Origin of the sequence: Uruburuella suis, from assembly GCF_022870845.1 — a bacterium.
In the GTDB taxonomy this organism is placed as follows: Bacteria; Pseudomonadota; Gammaproteobacteria; order Burkholderiales; family Neisseriaceae; genus Neisseria; species Neisseria suis.
Map to the genome: position 1 here is coordinate 1328706 of NZ_CP091507.1, position 19233 is coordinate 1347938.

The 19233-nt window shown below is 56.4% G+C and carries 18 protein-coding genes; 9 read left to right on the forward strand and 9 right to left on the reverse strand.

The annotated features are described in order from the left end of the window. Window positions 1–13: 13 nt before the first annotated feature. From LVJ78_RS05930 to LVJ78_RS05940, 3 genes are all read right to left on the reverse strand, one after another. Entirely contained in the window at window positions 14–322 is a 309-nt protein-coding gene (locus tag LVJ78_RS05930) for a GNAT family N-acetyltransferase (protein WP_341539398.1), read from the reverse strand. A gap of 86 nt (window positions 323–408) precedes the next feature. Continuing rightward, the gene (locus LVJ78_RS05935; protein ID WP_132954655.1) at window positions 409–2391 is read right to left on the reverse strand and encodes a DNA topoisomerase IV subunit B; all 1983 of its coding nucleotides are present in this window, start codon (window positions 2389–2391) and stop codon (window positions 409–411) included. 339 nt (window positions 2392–2730) lie between these two features. Next, on the reverse strand, window positions 2731–3249 hold the full coding sequence (locus LVJ78_RS05940) for an RNA pyrophosphohydrolase (protein WP_132954656.1): 519 nt from the start codon (window positions 3247–3249) through the stop codon (window positions 2731–2733). Between the two features lie 257 nt (window positions 3250–3506). On the opposite strand from LVJ78_RS05940, the gene LVJ78_RS05945 reads away from it, so the two are divergent. The 4 genes from LVJ78_RS05945 to LVJ78_RS05960 all read left to right on the forward strand — a co-directional run bounded on the left by LVJ78_RS05945 (window position 3507) and on the right by LVJ78_RS05960 (window position 7232). Further along, the gene (locus tag LVJ78_RS05945) at window positions 3507–4670 is read left to right on the forward strand and encodes a polyamine ABC transporter substrate-binding protein (RefSeq protein ID WP_132954657.1); all 1164 of its coding nucleotides are present in this window, start codon (window positions 3507–3509) and stop codon (window positions 4668–4670) included. A gap of 155 nt (window positions 4671–4825) precedes the next feature. Beyond that, complete coding sequence (gene surE / locus LVJ78_RS05950) at window positions 4826–5578, forward strand: 5'/3'-nucleotidase SurE (protein WP_132954662.1); 753 nt, start codon at window positions 4826–4828, stop codon at window positions 5576–5578. Beyond that, window positions 5578–6243 (forward strand): protein-L-isoaspartate(D-aspartate) O-methyltransferase, encoded by a 666-nt coding sequence (locus LVJ78_RS05955; RefSeq protein ID WP_132954658.1) that lies wholly within the window; start codon window positions 5578–5580, stop codon window positions 6241–6243. Before surE ends, LVJ78_RS05955 begins: the two co-directional genes overlap by 1 nt. 89 nt (window positions 6244–6332) lie before the next feature. Further along, complete coding sequence (locus LVJ78_RS05960) at window positions 6333–7232, forward strand: peptidoglycan DD-metalloendopeptidase family protein (RefSeq protein ID WP_132954659.1); 900 nt, start codon at window positions 6333–6335, stop codon at window positions 7230–7232. A gap of 106 nt (window positions 7233–7338) precedes the next feature. Here LVJ78_RS05960 and LVJ78_RS05965 read toward each other — a convergent pair whose 3' ends face one another. Together LVJ78_RS05965 and LVJ78_RS05970 are read right to left on the reverse strand one after the other, a co-directional pair. Further along, window positions 7339–7860, reverse strand: coding sequence for an IS630 family transposase (locus LVJ78_RS05965; RefSeq protein WP_342345067.1), 522 nt, complete (start codon window positions 7858–7860; stop codon window positions 7339–7341). A 20-nt stretch (window positions 7861–7880) separates the two neighbouring features. Beyond that, entirely contained in the window at window positions 7881–8390 is a 510-nt protein-coding gene (locus LVJ78_RS05970) for a winged helix-turn-helix domain-containing protein (RefSeq protein WP_244802557.1), read from the reverse strand. Between the two features lie 127 nt (window positions 8391–8517). On the opposite strand from LVJ78_RS05970, the gene LVJ78_RS05975 reads away from it, so the two are divergent. The 3 genes from LVJ78_RS05975 (at window position 8518) to LVJ78_RS05985 (ending at window position 9840) form a co-directional block, all read left to right on the forward strand. Beyond that, a complete protein-coding gene (locus LVJ78_RS05975; protein ID WP_132954885.1) occupies window positions 8518–8889 on the forward strand; it encodes an ElaB/YgaM/YqjD family protein in 372 nt (123 codons plus the stop codon). 256 nt (window positions 8890–9145) lie between these two features. Then, window positions 9146–9553 (forward strand): phage holin family protein, encoded by a 408-nt coding sequence (locus LVJ78_RS05980; RefSeq protein WP_132954886.1) that lies wholly within the window; start codon window positions 9146–9148, stop codon window positions 9551–9553. Then, complete coding sequence (locus tag LVJ78_RS05985; protein WP_132954887.1) at window positions 9550–9840, forward strand: hypothetical protein; 291 nt, start codon at window positions 9550–9552, stop codon at window positions 9838–9840. Before LVJ78_RS05980 ends, LVJ78_RS05985 begins: the two co-directional genes overlap by 4 nt. 429 nt (window positions 9841–10269) lie before the next feature. Here LVJ78_RS05985 and recN read toward each other — a convergent pair whose 3' ends face one another. Together recN and LVJ78_RS05995 are read right to left on the reverse strand one after the other, a co-directional pair. Beyond that, the gene (gene recN, locus LVJ78_RS05990; RefSeq protein ID WP_132954888.1) at window positions 10270–11928 is read right to left on the reverse strand and encodes a DNA repair protein RecN; all 1659 of its coding nucleotides are present in this window, start codon (window positions 11926–11928) and stop codon (window positions 10270–10272) included. A 416-nt stretch (window positions 11929–12344) separates the two neighbouring features. Next, window positions 12345–13235, reverse strand: a complete 891-nt coding sequence (locus LVJ78_RS05995; RefSeq protein ID WP_132954889.1) for an NAD(+) kinase — start codon at window positions 13233–13235, stop codon at window positions 12345–12347. Here LVJ78_RS05995 and LVJ78_RS06000 point away from each other — a divergent pair. Next, the gene (locus LVJ78_RS06000; RefSeq protein WP_132954890.1) at window positions 13219–13461 is read left to right on the forward strand and encodes a hypothetical protein; all 243 of its coding nucleotides are present in this window, start codon (window positions 13219–13221) and stop codon (window positions 13459–13461) included. The two genes, LVJ78_RS05995 and LVJ78_RS06000, sit on opposite strands and share 17 nt — an antisense overlap. Before the next feature lie 21 nt (window positions 13462–13482). Here LVJ78_RS06000 and msrA read toward each other — a convergent pair whose 3' ends face one another. Next, entirely contained in the window at window positions 13483–14013 is a 531-nt protein-coding gene (gene msrA, locus LVJ78_RS06005; RefSeq protein ID WP_132954891.1) for a peptide-methionine (S)-S-oxide reductase MsrA, read from the reverse strand. A gap of 130 nt (window positions 14014–14143) precedes the next feature. Next, window positions 14144–15376, reverse strand: a complete 1233-nt coding sequence (locus tag LVJ78_RS06010; protein ID WP_243650409.1) for an MFS transporter — start codon at window positions 15374–15376, stop codon at window positions 14144–14146. 120 nt (window positions 15377–15496) lie between these two features. Between LVJ78_RS06010 and recB the strand changes: the two genes are divergently transcribed. Then, the gene (gene recB / locus LVJ78_RS06015; RefSeq protein ID WP_132954892.1) at window positions 15497–19135 is read left to right on the forward strand and encodes an exodeoxyribonuclease V subunit beta; all 3639 of its coding nucleotides are present in this window, start codon (window positions 15497–15499) and stop codon (window positions 19133–19135) included. Window positions 19136–19233: the final 98 nt, after the last annotated feature.

Consider the following 19233-nt stretch of genomic DNA (forward strand, 5'->3'; position numbering starts at 1 on the left):
GGTAGATGCGGGTTTAGCCGCGGCCGGAGCGCGCCAGCACTTCTTCGGCATAATCGCAGCTGGCGCTGATGGCAAGCCCTTGGCGATCGGCTTCGCTGATCACGTGATCCACCAGCAGGCGCGCTAGGCTTTGGCCGCGAAAATCAGGCATGATGCGGGTTTCGGTGATTTCCCAACCGCCGTTATTTTGGCGGTATTCGATATAGCCGATTTCTTCATCGTCTTTCATAAGCGCGAAACGGTGTTGCTCGGGCTGATGTTGGATATTGCGCATCGCAGGGCTCCTTTCCGGGTTGGGGTGGGCGAAATTGTGCTGAATAATATTAGCGTTGCCACAGTATAGGCCGTCTGAAAGCTTCGGGCAATGTGGGCGCGGCCTTCATGCATTTGGCGTTTAAAAATACCTGCTCAAATATCCACTTCGGCGGTGTCGCCCTCGGCTTCCATCCAAGCGCGGCGGCTGGCGGCTTCGCCTTTGCCCATCAGCTTGACGAAAATATCATAGGTGTCGATGCCGCCGCCTTCGGGAATCTGCACTTGCAGCAGGCGGCGGGTGTCGGGGTGCATGGTGGTGTCTTTGAGCTGCTCGGGGTTCATTTCGCCCAAGCCTTTGAAACGGCTGATGGAATAGGCCGATTCTTTCAGGTTTTCTTTTTGCAGCCGCTCGAGAATAATGTCGAGCTCGCTTTGGTCGAGCGCATAGAGCTTACGCGCGGGTTTGGTTTTGCCCTGGGCGTTGACGTCCACGCGAAACAGCGGCGGTTGGGCCACATAAATATGGCCGTGGGTGACGAGTTGGCGGAAATGGGTGTAGAAAAGGGTGAGCAGCAGCACTTGAATGTGCGAGCCGTCCACATCGGCATCGGAAAGAATGGCGATTTTGCCGTAGCGCAGGCCGCTCAAATCGACTTTATCGTGCTCGCCGTGGGGGTCGACGCCGATGGCCACGGAAATATCGTGGATTTCGGCGTTGCCGAATAATTGGTCGCGGTGGGTTTCAAAGCTGTTGAGCACTTTGCCGCGCAGGGGCAAAATGGCCTGGGTGGCTTTGTCGCGCGCGAGTTTGGCCGAGCCGCCGGCAGAATCGCCTTCCACTAAAAATAATTCGTTTTCGCGGGTGTCTTCGCTTTCGCAATCGGTGAGCTTGCCGGGCAATACGGCCACGCCGCTGCCTTTGCGCTTTTCGATTTTTTTCACCGAACGCATGCGCGCCTGCGCCTGCTTAATGGCCAGCTCGGCGATTTTTTTGCCGGCTTCGATATTTTGGTTGAGCCACAATTCGAGCGGGTCGCCCGACACAGCGGCCACGAGCTTCAAAGCATCGCGGTTGGTGAGCTTTTCTTTGGTCTGCCCCTGAAACTGCGGATCGAGCACGCGCGCGCTGAGCACAAACGCCACTTTGCTAAACACGTCATCACTTTGCACTTTCACACCGCGCGGCAATAAATTGTGGTGGGTGATGAAGTTGTTTACCGCATTAAACACGGCCTGCTTCAAGCCCGCTTCGTGGGTGCCGCCCAAGGGCGTGGGAATCAGGTTGACATAGCTTTCGTTGGCGGCGCTGCCTTCTTCCAGCCAGGTGAGCGCAAAAGCAGCGCCTTCGCCCACGCTGAAATCGCTTTCGTGGCCGTCTGAAATATAGTTTTCCGAAGCGAAAATCGGCACGGCTTCTTGCGCTTCGCTGATGAGATTATCGAGATAGCCTTTGAGGCCGTCGGGATAATGCCAGCTTTGCACCAAGGGCTCGGCCTGCGTTTTCACCGGCCGGCTCAGCGACACCACCACGCCCGGCAGCAGCACGGCTTTGGCGCGTAAAAGTCGCTCGAGCTCGGCAATGCTGTAGTTTGGTGATTCGAAATATTTGCCGTCGGGCCACACGCGCACTTCGGTGCCGCTCTCGCGCACAGGGCATTTGCCGATTTCGGCCAAAGGCTCAATCACATCGCCGCCGGCAAACACAATACGATGGATTTTGCCCTCGCGCTTCACGGTAACTTCCAGCCGACGGGAAAGCGCGTTGGTCACCGACACGCCCACGCCGTGCAGGCCGCCTGAAAAAGCATAAGCGCCGCCGTCTTTTTTATTGAATTTGCCGCCGGCATGCAGGCGGGTGAACACAAGCTCCACCACCGGCACTTGCTCGAGCGGATGCAGCCCCACCGGAATGCCGCGGCCGTTGTCGCGCACCGAAAGCGAGCCGTCATCGTGAATGCTTACGCTGATTTCATCGGCAAAGCCGCCGAGGGCTTCATCGGCGGCATTGTCAATCACTTCCTGGCAGATGTGGGTGGGGCTCTCGGTGCGGGTATACATGCCCGGGCGCTCTTTTACCGGCTCGAGGCCTTTTAAAACGGTGATGCTGGATTCGCTGTATGAATTTTGTATGCTCATGATTTACTTGTGGTTTCAGACGGCCTTTTAAGCCTTTAAAAAGTGCAAACAGGCCGTCTGAAAAAGAAAAGCAGGTTTCAGACGGCCTCAAAGTAGAGGGTGTTAGGGTATCCTGACATTTCGATTTACAGGTGTATTTCGCCCCTGAAAACGCATTTGCTGCGTTAAAAAGCCTCGCAAAATGTCCGCTTGCTGCGTTTTTTGCCTTGCATCTGCATTTGCAGGGGCAAAATCCTCCTCATAAACAAAATGTCGGGACACTCTAGGGTCTGTTCACATTTCATCACGCGGCAATATTTTGCGCTCAAAATCTTACGCACGGATGAAATGGAACAGACCCTAGCGGCCGTTTAAGCGGCGGCTGGTGAATTCATCCAGCGATTCGAGCCCGCGCAAAAAACGCGCCAATTCGCTCAGCGCACCTTGATACACATCGCGCTTGAAATCAATCACTTCGTCGATCGGCGCCCAATATTGGTGCCAGCGCCAGCCGTCAAATTCGGGATGGCTGGTGGCGCGCAGATGCACATCGCTTTCGCGCCCGGTGAGGCGCAGCAAATACCAAATCTGCTTTTGGCCGCGATAAGAGCCGCGCCATTCGCGGCGCACCCAGTGCGAGGGCACATCATAGCGGAGCCAGTCGCGCGTGCGCCCCAAAATTTTCACATGGTGCGGCAGCAGCCCCACTTCTTCCAAAAGCTCACGATACATCGCCGTTTCCGGGCTTTCGCCGGGCTTGATGCCGCCTTGCGGAAACTGCCACGAATGCTCGCGCACACGTTTGCCCCAAAAAACCTCATTGCGCTCGTTGGTCAGAATGATGCCGACATTGGGGCGATATCCTTCTCGATCCAGCATAGTGTCGCCCTTAAAAAGTTAAATATCAATCCGCCGATTTTCCCATAAAGCAGGGGTGTTTGACAAATTTGCCGCTGCCCGCGAGGCCGTCTGAAAAAGAAATTCGGTTTATGATGAAAAGCCTACGGCAGAAAACGTTAAAAAATGTATGTTTTTACGCGCTAAGATATTGCATCTGCAAGGCTTTTGCCGTTTAATGGCAGCTTGCTGTGCAGGGCGCAGCGTCGGGCATATTTTCAACCATAAAGGATAACAAAATGAAGAAAACATTATTGGTTTCCGCGCTGGCGGGTTTGTTTGTGGCAGCGTGCGGCGGCTCCGGCGGCCAACAAGCCCAGCAAGCGGCCGATAGCGGCGCATCCGCTGCGGCGCAACAGGCCGCGCCTGCGGCCACCGGCAATTTGAATATCTACAACTGGTCGGATTATGTAGACCCTGCCACCGTGGCCGAATTTGAAAAAACCAACAATATCAAGGTGCGCTACGATTATTATGATAGCAACGAAACGCTGGAAGCCAAAGTGCTCACCGGCAAATCGGGCTATGATCTGGTGGCACCCTCTATCGCCAACGTGGGCCGCCAAATCCAGGCCGGCGCTTATCAGGAAATCGACAAGAGCCTGATTTCCAACTACAACAATATCGACCCCGAGCTTCTGAAAATGATGGATCAGGTCGATCCGGGCAACAAATACGCCGTGCCATATTTTTGGGGTATCAACACGCTGGCCATCAATAAAGACCAAGTGGCCAAAGCGCTGGGCAGTGATGCGCTGCCGGCCAACGAATGGGATTTGGTGTTCAACCCCGAATACACGGCCAAGCTCAAATCCTGCGGCATCAGCTTTCTCGACAGCCCCACCGAGCAGATTCCGCTGGCGCTCAACTATATCGGCAAAAACCCCAACAGCGAAAACGGCGATGATTTGAAAGCCGCTGTGGATATGATGAAAAAAGTGCGCGCCGATGTGAAACGCTTCAGCTCTTCGGGCTATATCGACGACATGGCCGCGGGCAATCTGTGCGTGGCCGTGGGCTACGGCGGTGATCTGAATATCGCCAAAAACCGCGCCAAAGATGCGAAAAACAACGTCAACATCGAAGTGCTCACCCCCGCCACCGGCGTGGGCATTTGGATTGATTCGTTTATGATTCCGAAAGATGCGCAAAATGTGGCCAATGCCCACAAATACATCAGCTACACGCTCGACCCGAACGTGGCCGCCAAAAACGGCGATTTCGTCACCTACGCCCCCGCCAGCCTGCCCGCGCGCAAGCTGATGGACAAAGCCTATGCTGATGATCATTCCATTTTCCCGAGCGATGCGGTGAAAGCAAAAAGCTTTGTGGTGCTGCCCAAATCACCCGATGCGGTGAAACTGAGCGTGCGCCTGTGGCAAGGCTTGAAAGCCGGTCAATAAGCTGGCAAACAGGCTCAGAGGCCGTCTGAAAAACCAAAGCACCGTTTAGGCGGTGCTTTTTTATTTTGATTTTTCAGACGGCCTGAACGATAAAACCGATGAAATAGACAATATCCCGCCATAATCGGTAGAATAGGCCGTCTGAAAGGGAAATGATGAATATTCTGGTTTGTAACGATGATGGCTACCTAGCCGAAGGCATTGCCGTGCTGGCGCGGGTGGCCGGCGAATTTGCCAATGTGCGCGTGGTGGCGCCTGAGCGCAACCGCAGCGGCGTGAGCAATTCGCTCACGCTCGACCGCCCCCTGCATATCCGCCAAGCCGAAAACGGCTTTTATTATGTGAGCGGCACCCCCACCGACTGCATTCATTTGGGCTTGCACGCGCTGCCCGATTTCAAGCCCGATTTGGTGCTCTCCGGTGTGAACCACGGCGCCAATATGGGTGACGACACACTTTATTCCGGCACCGTGGCCGCCGCCACCGAAGCCTATCTGCTCGGCATACCCGCCGTGGCTTTTTCGCTCAACGATTTCAGCGGCCGCTATTGGGACACCGCCGAAAAAGCCGTGTGGATGATGTTGGAGCATCTGCTGAAAAATCCGCCCAAGCAGCCTTTGCTGTGGAATGTCAACATTCCCGCCGTGGATGCCAAAGATATCCAAGGCTGCAAAATCACCCGCTTAGGCCGCCGCCACCATGTGCAAAGCATTGTGCCGGCACACAACCCTCGTGGCGAAGCCGTGTATTGGATAGGCCCGGCGGGCGATGTGTCCGACCGCGAAACCGGCACCGACTTTGCCGAATGCGAAGCCGGCTATATCACCGTTACGCCGCTGCAAATCGATTTGACAGATTTCGACACCATGGCCCAAGTGGCCGAATTTTGGCAAGGGGTGGGCCGCTGATGCACACCGCCCACTGGACCGGCTATGAAAACCGCCGCAGCCGCATGATAGAGCGGCTGGCGCAAATGGGCATCGGCCAGCCGGTGTTGCAGGCGATGGCTGGTGTGCCGCGCCATTTGTTTGTAGAAGAAGCGCTGCGCACGCGCGCCTACGATGAAATGTCGCTGCCTCTGGGGCTCGGGCAAACCATTTCCCAGCCCTACACCGTGGCGAAAATGACGGAACTATTATGGGGCAAAACGCCACAAAGCATGCGGCGGGTGCTCGAAATCGGCACCGGCTGCGGCTATCAAACCGCCGTGTTGCTGGCGCTGGGCTTGCCTGAAATCTATTCAGTGGAGCGGCTGCGGCCTTTGCACGAGCGCGCCAAGCAGCATTTGCGCGCTGCCGGCCTTTTGGCGCAGGCGCGCATGGTGTGCGGCGACGGCTACCTCGGCCTGCCCGATGTGGCACCGTTTGACGGCATTTTGGTTACTGCCGCGCCCACCGAAATTCCGCTGCCGCTGTTGCAGCAGCTGGCCATCGGCGGGCGCATGGTGCTGCCGCTGGACGAGGGCGGCGTGCAATATTTGTGGCTGATTGAAAAAACCGCACAAGGCTACCGCGAAACCTGCGTGCAGCGCGCCAATTTCGTGCCGCTGGTCAGCGGCAGCGATGCACCGTAAAAAAACGCTAAACACTTGAGGGCAGGGCACAGTTTGATTATGATATGCCCGAATCTCAATCAGAATCCATCTACATAAGGTATTAAGATATGTTGAAACAAACCGCATTGCGCACTGCTCCGCTGGCCTTGGTATTGTTGTTGGGCGCGTGTTCATGGTTGCAACAGCCGGCCGCGCCCGTAGTGGCCGGCACCGCCGGCGGTGCCGCCACCGGCACACCGGCCGACCAAAGCAACCCGTATGGCGCCACGCCTTACGACCCGAATGCGGCCGGCGCAGCACCCGCGCCCTACACCCCGCCCGCAAGCAGCGGCGGCACCTACACCCCTTCTTATGCGCCGGTCGACATCAATGCGGCCACCCACACCGTGGTGCGCGGCGACACCGTGTTTAATATTTCCAAACGCTACAACATCACGCAAGACAATCTGCGCGGCTGGAACAATCTGGCCGACAACACCATCAGCGTCGGCCAAGTATTGCATGTGAAACCGGCAGGCTATGTGGCACCGGCAGGCGGCGCGGCCACACCCGCTGCTACCACACCGGCCACACCGGCAGTTTCAACCCCCACACCGTCCACGCCTGCCACCACGCCGACCGTGTCCGGTGCCACCCGCACCGTGGCCGGCATCACTTGGCAGCGCCCCACCGCCGGCAATATTGTTGCCAATTTCGGCGGCAACAATAAAGGTGTAGACATTGCAGGCACCGCCGGCCAGGCCGTGGTGTCGGCCGCCGACGGCAAAGTGGTGTATGCCGGCTCGGGCTTGCGCGGCTACGGCAATCTTGTGATTGTGCAGCACAACCAAACCTTCCTCACCGCCTACGGCCACAACCAAAGCCTGCTGGTGAAAGAAGGCCAAACCGTGAAACGCGGCCAAACCATCGCCCGCATGGGCAACAGCGATGCACCGCGCACTCAGCTGCACTTTGAAGTGCGAGAAGGCGGCAAACCGGTTAACCCTGCCAGTTATATTCCGTTTTAATGCCGCAAAAGACGTATTTGTGTTGAAAACACAGGCCGTCTGAATGTTCAGACGGCCTGTGTTTTACGCAATTAAATACGGCTTAATACCATTCAAAATAAATAATCTATAATAAAGCCCATTCACAAGCCACCAGCGAACAGAGTTTGTCTTTTTCTGCAACCAACGCATTCCACGCAATGCAGCCAGCCTCTACAATCTGCTCATAGCCCTTATAACAACGGTTGGATAAGGAGGTTTGCTTCAGTTGCCACCATACCCGCTCTATGGGGTTCAGTTCCGGTGAATATGGCGGCAGTTTCAATATGGATACGTTTTTCAGCTCATGAAAATCTTGATGCCAGCCCGCACCGTCCATCACCACCACGGCATGCCGGCCTTCGGGGGTTTCTTTCGATATTTGCTGTAAATGCAGCAGCATCGCTTCTTTGTTGACACCGGGCATCACCAAAGCGGCTGTTGCTCCCGTTGTTAAACAAACAGCGCCAAATATATAGGCGTATTCAAACTGCTGTTGGCGGATAAGGCGAGGCCTTTTTCCCTTTTCGTGCCATACGCGAGTGAGGCTGCCTTGTTGTCCGATACGGCTTTCGTCTTGAAACCAAATGTCGACTTGTTCGGGCTTGATGTGTTCAGGTAATACGGCTTTTACTTCGTCAACAAAGTTTTTTTAAAAGCGTCTTGCGCTTCTGGGTCGGCCTGTGGATGGCGGCTGCGGGCGGTTATCCAGCTCATGCCGATACGGTGCAATAAAGGATACAGGCTGCTGCTGTGTTTGTAGTGGGCATTGAATTCTTGAGCGGCAATGGTATGGATGTCTTCGGCCGTGAGCCTGCCGCCTTCGCGCTTTTCTTGCTCTTCGATGATGCGCTGTTTGAAGGCTTGATGGTCTTCCGGCTTTAGTTTGCTGCTGCGGCCTGGGCGCTGTTTGTCGTAAATGGCCTGTTCGATGCCGAATTCCCAATATTTGCGCCGCAATATGTGTATGGTAAGGGGATTCAATCCGAACAGTGGGGCGATTTCTTCGGGTGCTTGGCCTTGTTGCAGTTGGTGCAGTATAAACAAGCGTGTCCGAGCCCGCGGGTGGGGTTCGGTTTTGGCGAGTTTGATAAAATCATGCTCGGTGAGTTGGTGGTTTTTTGGGGTCAGTTTAGGCATGGGGCGATTATAGCTTATTTATTTTTATTGGTATAACACTTGATTTTTTTAGAAAACCAGCTTATATTGAAACAGAGTGGGCGGGAAATTCCACCGCCTGTTGTTTACCCGAAAAAAGGAAAGTGCCATGCGTAAAGATAAAGATTTTGAAGCCCAAAAAGAAGCCTTGATGAAAGAAGTGCGCTCTGTTTTGCAGGAAGTGGAAAACCTTTATGACGCCGGAGTGGAAAGCGGCACAGTAGAAGCCAAAGCCTTGAAAGCCAAAGCACAAGCGCAATTGGGCAAAGTGAAATCGCAATTTGCCGATTTTGAAGCCGCTGCCAGCGCCAAAGCACATGAAGCCGCAGACCGCGCACGCGAAGCCGCTCATTACACTGCCGAAAAAGCACGCGGCGCCTGCCGCAGCACCGATGAGCTGATTCAGGAAAAACCGTATTACGCCATGGGCTTTGCCGCATTGGCCGGCTTGGTGGTCGGCGTGTTGCTCAACCGCCGTTAATCATCAGGTGAAGGCCGTCTGAAAACATTCAGACGGCCTTGTTGCACCGATTTCGTAAAGCTGAACTGATACCAAACCTAAAACACAGATAACAAGGCGGTAAACCGAAGTGCGCACAAAAATGCGCCAATGCGGAGCAGTGCTTTCAGTTGTTTTTTAGGTTTGGTATGACATGACTGACAAGCCGCCTGCATCGCCTTGCTTCAAGCTGGCATCAACAGGGCGGCCTGACTTTCGGCTGCATACAGGGGCGGATATGAATTTAAGGCAAAACATCAATCACTATAAAGTGCTGCTGCATCAAGGCGCCGATTTGCTGCTGCTGCGTTTGCGCATTTTAGGCTTGGATTTGAACGATCAGGCCACCACCATCTTGAAAATCATCGCCGCTATTGTGTTTGCGGGTGCGCTGTTTTCATTCGGCATGATCAGCCTGCTCTTCGGCCTCGACAGCGCATTGGGTGCCGAAGCCAAAATCTGGGTGTTTTTCGGCATCGCCTTGGCCTGCCTGCTCGGCATTGCCGCATTGGCTGCTTGGATTATGAGCAGCTGGCAGCAGAAAAGCCGCCAAATTGCCGCCACTTTGCACGATATGCAGCAAGATATCGCCTATTTGCGCGGGCAGCAGGCCACAGCCAAGCGCAATGATGAGGAGCCGTTATGAGCCGTTATACTTATCAGCAAGAGCGCGAGCTTTTGGAAATACAGGCGCAGCTTGCGCGGCTGAAAATCGCGGCCGAATATTTGCAAAAGCGCCGTGCTGCCGAGCAACAAAGCCTGCTGGATGCCAATTTCAGCAAAGCCGTGGGCTTGGCCAACGGCCTGCCTTCCGGCCACCTTTTGTGGAACAGCGTTTTCCTGCCGCTGCGCTGGAAACACCGCATTGCGGCCGCGGCGGCGCTGCTTTTGTGGCAGCTGTGGCGCGACGGCGGACACAGCGGCTCGCGCTGATTGTTGCCGCTGAATCAAGCTCAGCTTTGCTTGCGGCTGTTGTAAGGTCAGGTGCAAAAGGCCGTCTGAAACTTTTTCAGACGGCCTTTGCATAGCAATATTTCAGGAATGCGGTGAATGTCGGATACGAGTATCCGACCTACAACGTTCTGCTATAAAAAATCAAGGTCGTCTGAAACTTTATCTTTCAGACGGCCTTGCTGTTGGATGAAAACAAGGTATGTGCGCTATCGCATTCTATAGTGGAATGCATAAAAAAGTGATACAACGGGTAGGTTGGGTTGAAAACCCAACAAGCCGACAAGCCGTCTGAAACGTTGGGTTTATCAACCCAACCTACTCCGTTATAGTGCATAGTTTTGTATCACTTTTTCTTGCATTTTACTATATATGCTGGATGGATATGCTGGCTGGGCTTTGCGTTGGAGATTATTGGGCGGCCAGCGCCAGCATTTCTTCGGCATGGCGGCGGGTGGTGTCGGTGATGGTTTCGCCGCCGAGCATGCGGGCGATTTCTTCGATGCGCATGGCGGCATCAAGCACACTGATTTCGCTGAGGGTTTGCGTGCCGTTGCTGTGTTTGTGCACTTGCCAGTGGTTTTCGCCGCAGCTGGCCACTTGCGGCAAGTGGGTGACGGCCAGCACTTGATGTTGTTTGCCGAGCCGGCGCAGGGCGCGGCCGACGGTTTCGGCCACGCCGCCGCCGATGCCGGTGTCGACTTCGTCGAAAATCAGGGTCGGTACTTGGGTGTATTGGCTGGTGACCACTTGCAGCGCTAGGCTGATGCGGGCGAGCTCGCCGCCGGAAGCCACTTTGTTGAGCGGGCGCAGCGGCGAGCCTTGGTTGGCGGCCACTTGGTATTGCACATGCTCAAGGCCGTGGGCGGCGGGGGGGCAGGGCAAAAGCTCGATGTGGAATTGTGCGCCTTTCATGGCCAAATCCTGCATGTGCTCGCCGGTTTCGGCGCTGAGGCGGGCGGCGTTTTGGCGGCGCAGGGCGGATAATTGATCGGCGGCGGCCCGATATTGGTTTTCATGCTGAGCGCGGGCGGCTTCGAGGGCGGCGATGTCGGCGGCGGCTTCGAGGGCTTCGAGCGCGGCTTCAAGCTCGGCTTGTTTGGCGGGCAAGTCTTGCGGCTCCACGCGGTATTTTCGTGCCATGCTCATCAATTCGCCCATGCGCTGCTCTTGTTCGGCCAATTCATCGGGATTGATTTCCACACGGGCGGCCACGTCGCGCATATTGGCGCTGATTTCGCCCAATTCGGCTTCGATGCTGGCGAGCATATCGAGGCTTTCGGCAAAGCGCGGCTCGATGGCTTGCAGGCTGCCGAGCAGCTTTTGGCATTGGTAGAGCGCGCTTTGCATGCCGTTGTCGCCATTGATGTATTCGCCTGTTTGTTCGGCTGCCTGCAAAAGATCGGCGGCGTGGGCGAGGCTGTCGTGGCTTTGGCTCAGGCTTTCCCATTCGCCTTGATTCAGGCCGAGCGCTGTCAATTCGTTGTGCTGCCATTGCAGCCGCTCGCGCTCAATCGTGCGCTGCTCGGCTTGGTTTTGCGCGGCATCGAGCGCTTTTTGGGCGGCTTGCCAGCTGTGGTAATGTTGGCGCACTTGTTCGGCTAGGGAAAGGCCGTCTGAAAAGGCATCGAGCAGCCGGCGCTGGGCGGCTTCTTGGTTAAGCGAGTGGTGGGCGTTTTGGCCGTGTATGTCGATTAATTGCTCGCCGATTTGTTTGAGTTGGGCGAGGGTGGCGGCCTGGCCGTTGATAAAGCTGCGGCTTTTGCCTTTGGCATCGATGATGCGGCGGATGCTGAGCTCGTCGCTCTCGTCGAGCAGGCCTTGCTCGTGCAGCTGCGCTTTGAGGGCGGGCAGGGCGGTGAGGTCGAATAGGGCGGAGAGGCGGGCTTCGCGCGCGCCGGTGCGCACTTGGCTGTAGTCGGCTTTATCGCCCAAAAGCAGGCCGATGGCATCGAGGGTGATGGATTTGCCGGCTCCGGTTTCGCCGGTGAGCACGGTGAAGCCGGTTTGGAAATCGAGGTGGAGTTGCTCGACGATTACAAAGTCGTGCAGGGAGAGCGCCAGCAGCATGGGTAATCCTTTTATAGACGCAGAGGCCGTCTGAAAACATGATATTGTGAAATAGATAATAAAGCGCTAGGGTCTGTTCACATTTCATCCGTGCGTAAGATTTTGAGCGCAAAAGCGCGCTTGCAAGGCGAAAAGCGCAGCAAGGTTGGACACCTTGCGAGCATTTTCAACGCGGCAGGCGCGTTTTTGAGCCAAAAGATTGCCACGAGATGAATTGTGAACAGACCCTAAGGTATTGCTGCGCTTTGTATCGCTTTATTCTTCATTTCACGACAGTCATTATAGCTAAGATTTTTCGTAGTTTAAATAAGATTTTATATAGTGAGTGTGATTTTTCTTATTGTTTTGTATTGTGTATTGATTTTAATAGATAAAAGGCCGTCTGAATATGTTTTCAGACGGCCTGCTTTGCTTCTTTAAATCAATTGCTCGCCCCAATGCAGCTTTTGGCGCAGGGTTTTGTAGTATTGGTAGTCGCTCGGGTGCAGCACGCGCAGGCTGTGGCGGTAGCGGCGGATGTTGATGCGGTCGAGGTTTTGCACGTCGACAAACGATTGGCCGTCGAAATGCAGGCGGGCATCGGCGGCTTTGGTCACGAGAATTTCGATTTCGCAGGTGTCGGACACGGCAATCGGGCGGTTGGTCATCGATTGCGGGCAAATCGGCACCAACGTGAAGGCGCGCAGGCTGGCCTGCAAAATGGGGCCGCCGGCGGCGAGCGAATAGGCGGTGGAGCCGGTGGGGGTGGAAATAATCAGGCCGTCGGAGCGCTGGGTGTAAACGAATTCTTCGTTGATAAACACTTCGAATTCAATCATTTGGCCGGCGCCGCCGCGTGAGAGCACCACGTCGTTGAGCGCCAGCGAGGTTTGCACGGCTTTGCCGTCGCGCCACACCGAGGTTTCGAGCAAAATGCGCTCTTCGGGCAGATATTTGCCGGTGAGCATGCCGGTGAGCTCGTTCACCATCTGCTCGCGCGGCACTTGGGTGAGAAAGCCCAAATGGCCTTGGTTTACGCCTATCATCGGCACGCGGTAGGGCGCAAGCTTGCGCGCCACGGAAAGAAAAGTGCCATCGCCGCCGAGCACAATCACCAAATCGCAGCTTTTGCCCAAGGTGTCTTTGTTGACAATGGCGCAGCGGGCTTGGTCGGCGGCGGTGATGATGCCGTCGGCCACGCTGGCATCATCGAGATAGATTTGCAGCTTTTGCACGCACAAAAATTCGATCAGCTCGTGCAGCACGGTTTCGATCTTGGGGGTTTGCGGGCGGGTGACAATGCCGATGTGTTTGAATTGGCTGATCATGGCGGGCAAGGGTTGGGAAAAAGGTGATTATAACGGCATTTTCAGGCCGTCTGAAAGTGTTTGTAGTGTTCAGACGGCCTTAGGGTCTGTTCACATTTCATCTCGTGGCAATCTTTTGGCTCAAAAACGCGCCTGCCGCGTTGAAAATGCTCGCAAGGTGTCCAACCTTGCTGCGCTTTTCGCCTTGCAAGCGCGCTTTTGCGCTCAAAATCTTACGCACGGATGAAATGCGAACAGACCCTAGGGTTTATCCGCGCCACAAATCGGCATATTTTGTGCGCGCTTTCAAAAACTTGGGCGCCACCACCATTTGGCAATAGCCGGCCTGCGGATTGTTGGCAAAATAATGCTGGTGGTAGGCTTCGGCGGGGTGGAAGGTTTGTGCGGCGGCGATTTCGGTGGCAATCGGCTGCGGATAATGAGCCGCCATTTCCTGCACAAAGGCTTGGGCTTCGGCTTTTTGCGCTTCATCGAGATAATAAATGCCGCTGCGGTATTGCGTGCCCACATCGTGGCCTTGGCGGTTGAGCTGGGTGGGGTCGTGCAGGGTGAACAACACTTCCAAGAGCGTGCGGTAGCTGATGATTTCGGGGTCGAATTCGATTTTCACCGCTTCGGCGTGGCCGCTGTGGCCGCTGCACACTTCTGCATAAGTGGGCGCGGGGGTGTGGCCGTTGATGTAGCCCGAAGTGGCGTTGTGCACGCCTTTGAGGCGGTTGTAAACGGCTTCGATGCACCAAAAACAACCGGCGGCGAAAATGGCGGTTTGGTTTGACATGGCTTGGCTCCTTTTGTGTGTGGGATGCGGCTTATCATGTGTGCATCATGGCCGGATTGCAATGGCGGCAAATGAAAAAAGAGGTTGGGCTGCGCTCAGGCCGTCTGAAAACCAATCTGCTTATCGCAGCTCAGGCGGCTGCGGTGCGCGCGATTTTTTGCTCGCGTATCGGCAGGTTCAGCAGCGCCGCTGCGGCGGCCAGCGCCATATCGGCATACCACATCCAGCCGTAATCGCCGAATGCGCTGATGGCCCAGCCGCCGAGCCAGGCGCCGAAAAAGCCGCCGATTTGGTGTGAAAGCAGGGTGAGGCCAAACAAAGTGGCCAAATAACGCACGCCGAAAAGCTTGCCCACAATCGCAGCGGTGGGCGGCACGGTGGCGAGCCAAGTGAGCCCCAGCCCGATGGCAAACAGGTAAAACGTGGTGTCGGTGCGCGGCGACATCAAATAAACGCCGATCAACACGGCGCGTGAAGCATACATCCAAAACAAAATATATTTGCTGCGCCAGCGCCCCACACTCCAGCCGATAATCAGGCTGCCGACCACATTGGCAATGCCGATCAAGGCCAGCGACCAAGAAGCCACGCTCGGCGGCAGCCCGCACAAAGCCACTTCGGTGGGCAGATGGGTAACCAAAAAAGCAATGTGAAAGCCGCAGGTGAAAAAGCCCAAATGCAAGAGAATATAGCTGCGATCGCCAAAAGAATGCCTCACCGCCTGCTTGAGCGATTGCCCCGGCGCGCCGGCGGCCATCAGCGGCGCTTGCGGCTTGGCATCGCCGCGCGTGAGCCAGCGCGCAATCGGCAGCGCCAAAAGGCTGATGGCCGCCAGCGCATACATCGCCCCTTTCCAGCCCAGCGCCGGCAGCAAAATCAGCCCCTGCACCAGCGGCGCAAACACAAATTGCCCGAATGAGCCGCCTGCGTTCACCATGCCCGAAGCCGTGCCCTGCATGCGCGCGGGCAATTTATGCGCCACTTGGCTGATTAAAATCGAAAAGCTGCCTGCGCCCGCACCGAAAGCAATCATCACCCCCATGGTGAGCGTGATGCCCCATTGCGTGGGCATCAGCGGCACCAGCGCGCAGCCCAAAGCGAGCAGCAGCGTGCCGCTCCAAAGCACCGGCCAAGCGCCGTAGCGGTCGGCCATCGCACCGGCCAGCGGCTGTGACACACCCCACATCAGCTGCGTTACCGCCATGGCAAAGCTGATGCCGCCGATGCTCAGCGCCGTGTCGCGCACCATCGGTTGCACAAACAAGCCCAGCGACATGCGCATACCCATGGTAATCATCAACACCGAGGCCGCGGCCAGCACAATCAGCCACAGCTGCCGCTGCTTTATCGTTTCCTGCATCATGTTTTGCTCTTTATTGTGCGCTATGCAAGCTGCCTTTATATAAAAGGCCGTCTGAAAAAGCAAATGTTTCAGACGGCCTTCGATGTTATGATAAGCCACCTTTTTATTTCTGCATAAATCATGACTGCCCAGCCTTTCCACCCGCTCGATATTCCCATTCACGGCACCAATCTGATTGAAGCCTCGGCCGGCACCGGTAAAACCTGGGGCATTGCCGCCTTGTTTACACGGCTGATTGTGCTGGAAAAAATGCCGGTGGAGCAGATTTTGGTGGTCACGTTTACCAAGGCGGCCACCGCCGAATTGAAAACCCGCCTGCGTGCGCGGCTCGATGAAGCCTTGCAGACGCTGGAAATATTGGGCAGCGCCGATGAAGCCGCGCACGCGGCGGACGATGCCGAAGCCTTGGCCGCACTTTATCGCCTGCACAGCGATGATGCGCCGCCCGATGGCTTTATTTTCGATTTGCTGCACCGCGCCTTGCAAAATGAAAATCTGCCGCGCCTGACGGTGCGCCTCAAAGCCGCCATCAGCCAGTTTGACAACGCCGCCATCTACACCATCCACGGCTTTTGCCAGCGGCTGTTACGCGATTATGCCTTTCTCTGCCAAGCGCCGTTCGACACCGAATTGGCCGAACACAAACGCGAACGCCTACTCACGCCCGCGCAAGATTTCTGGCGCACCGAAGTGGCCGCCGATGTGCACAAAGCGCGTTTGGTGTTCAAACACCGCTACACCCCCGAAAACATGCTGGCCGAAATCCAAAAATACCTCAGCCGCCCTTATTTGGCTTTCAGACGGCCTGAAGTGGATTTGGCCGCCGCCGAAGCGGTTTTGCAGCAAAGCTGGCAAAATATTATGCCCAAGCTGCCCGAGCTGATTGAAACTTTCTGGAAAATCCACCCCGCGCTCAACGGCAATATCTACCGCAAAAACACCTTTGAAAAGCTGTTTGCCGAGCTGATGAGCGCCGCCGCAACCGGCACGCTGCCGCAAGATAAAGACGGCAAGCTGATGATGCTTTCCGCCGCCATGTTGGAAGACAAACTCAAAAAAGGCCAAAGCGCCAATGCAGCCGCATTCGCCCGCCTGCAAGCCTTGGCCGATCTCGGCCATTATCTGGATGAGCAAAACATGGCCGAAGAAAACGCGCTGATTGCCTTGCAGATCGATTTGCTCACCCACATCAACCATGCGCTGGCCGAGCAGAAAAAAAGCAGCCGCGAGCGCGGCTTCGACGATTTGTTGCTCGATGTGCACCACGCGCTCAGCCAAAGTCCGCAGCGTGCGCTTTTGGCCGAAACCGTGGCGAAAAACTGGCGCGTGGCGCTGATCGACGAATTTCAAGACACCGACCCGCTGCAATATGCCATTTTTCAGCATACCTTTATCGCCCACGGCAACCCGCTGTTTCTCGTGGGCGACCCCAAACAGGCGATTTACAGCTTTCGCGGTGCCGATATTTACGCTTATCTGCAAGCAGCCGAAGATGCCGAACACCACTACACGCTCGCCACCAACCGCCGCAGCCACGCGCAACTGATCAACGGTATCAGCGCTTTGTTCCGGCAAAAAGCGCAGCCTTTCGTGCTGCCCCATATCGATTATGCGAACGTGGATGCTGCGCGCGCAAAAAGCCGCTTAGCGCCGCCGCGCACGGCTATTCAGGTGCGCTGGATTGATGACGATGCGCAGATTTTGAAAAAAGACACCTTGCGCCGCCGCGCGGCCGATTATTGCGCCGACGAAATCGCCGCTGCGCTAACCGAAGCCGCCGAAGGCCGCCTGAATTATGATGGCGCGCCGCTGCAATCAGGGCAGATTGCCGTGCTGGTGCGCACCCATAACGAGGGCAGCCTCGTGAGCCAAGCTTTGAGGGCGCGCGGCGTGCAAAGCGTGCTGCTGCACCGCGAATCGGTGTTTGCCGCGCCCGAAGCCCAAGCGCTGGCTGCGCTGATCGGCTTTTGGCTGCAACCGCAGCGCACCGAGCCGCTGCGCTTTGTGCTCGGCGGCGTGTTGTTCCGCCAAAGCGCTGCCGAGCTTTACGCGCTCAACTACGATGAAGCCGCGTTGCTCGAGTGGATACATTCTGCCGAGGCCGCCGCCTTGCAATGGCAGCAACACGGCTTTTATGCCGCCATGCAGCAATTTGCCGCGCGCCACGGCATCGAAACGCGCCTGCTCGCCGGCGGCAACAGCCGCAGCCTCACCAATTACCACCAGCTTTTGGAAAAGCTCGCCGAAGAAGACGAGCAAAACCACAACCCCGCCGCTTTGCAGCAATGGCTGCTGGCCGAAATCCAAGCCGCCAAACAAGGCCGCAGCAGCGAGGCGCATTTGTTGCGGCTGGAAAGCGATGAAGCGCTGGTGAAAATCGTCACCATGCATGCGGCAAAAGGGCTGCAATATCCGCTGGTTTATTGCCCGTTTGTGTGGGATGCCCCCAGCGGCAAGCCCGACAGCTGGCAGATTCTGCACCGGCAAGATCAGAGCGAATGGCTGGCCAAAAGTCAGCTTGAAGAAGCCGATTTGCAGCAATTGGCCGAAGAAGAAGCCAGCGAGCGCCTGCGCCTGCTTTATGTGGCGCTCACCCGCGCCGAAGAGCAGCTCACGCTTTATGCCGCCCATTGCGACAACACCGCCGCCAACACCTTTGCCTATCTGCTCGAAGGCGGCTGCGACAGCCGCTTTGCCGACACCGCCGCCGCTTATGCGGCCGAGAAAAAAGCCAATAAGGCAGAGGGCGAGAAAGCGATGTTGCGGCGCAACTGGCAGCGCTTTATCGGGCAAGCGCCTGAAAACAGCGATTTTGTGTTCACCGCAGAAGCGCCGCCCGAAATCGCCCGCGCACCTGTCGCCGGCTTTTCAGACGGCCATTATCAAGCCGCCGCCATGCCCGCACGCAGCTTTGAATTTATCCGCCACACCAGCTTCACCGGCCTGAGCCGCCATGTGCACACACGCGATGATGCGCGCGAGGAATTGCAGCCGGCCATCGATCCGGCTGAGGCCTTGTCTGACGAGAGGCCGTCTGAAAGCCTTGCAAGCCTTGCTGATAATCCGCACGATATTTATCATTTTCCGCGCGGCGCACATGCCGGTGTGTGTTTGCACGAATTGCTCGAGCATTTCGATTTCAGCCGACCGGCCGCCGAGCAAAGCGAAGCCGCCCGTCAAGCCTTAACGCGCTACGGCTTTGACGAAAGCTGGCTGGAAGCGGCAAACGGCATGCTCGATGCCGCCCGCCTCACACCGCTCACCGGCAGCCACACTTTAGCCGCGCAGCCCGCCGCCCGCCGCCTGCCCGAAATGGCGTTTACCCTGCATATGCACGATTTCCGGCTCGATCACTTGCGCGCCTGGTTTGCCGGCCCGCATCTCAAGCTGCCCGCCGCCTGCATTGCTGCGGCGCAATGGCTGGCTTTTCAAGATCTGCAAGGCTATCTCAACGGCTTTATCGACATGGTGTATCAAGACGCCGACGGCCAAGTGTGCATCATCGACTACAAATCCAATCATCTGGGCATGCACGAATCGGATTACCACCAAGAAGCCATGAACGAAGCCATGGCTGCGCATCATTATTATCTGCAAGCGCTGATTTACGCGATTGCCGTTGCGCGCTATTTCAAGCTGCGCGGGCAGGCCTTGCCGCGTATCGCCGTGCGCTATCTGTTTTTGCGCGGGATGGACGGCAGCGGCAAAGGCGTGTGGGCATGGGATATCGACACCGCCGATTTGGCCGCATGGCTTTAGGGTCTGCTCACCATTCATCTCGTGGCAATCTTTTGGTTCAAAAACGCGCCTGTCGCGTTGAAAATGCTCGCAAGGTGTCCAACCTTGCTGCGCTTTTC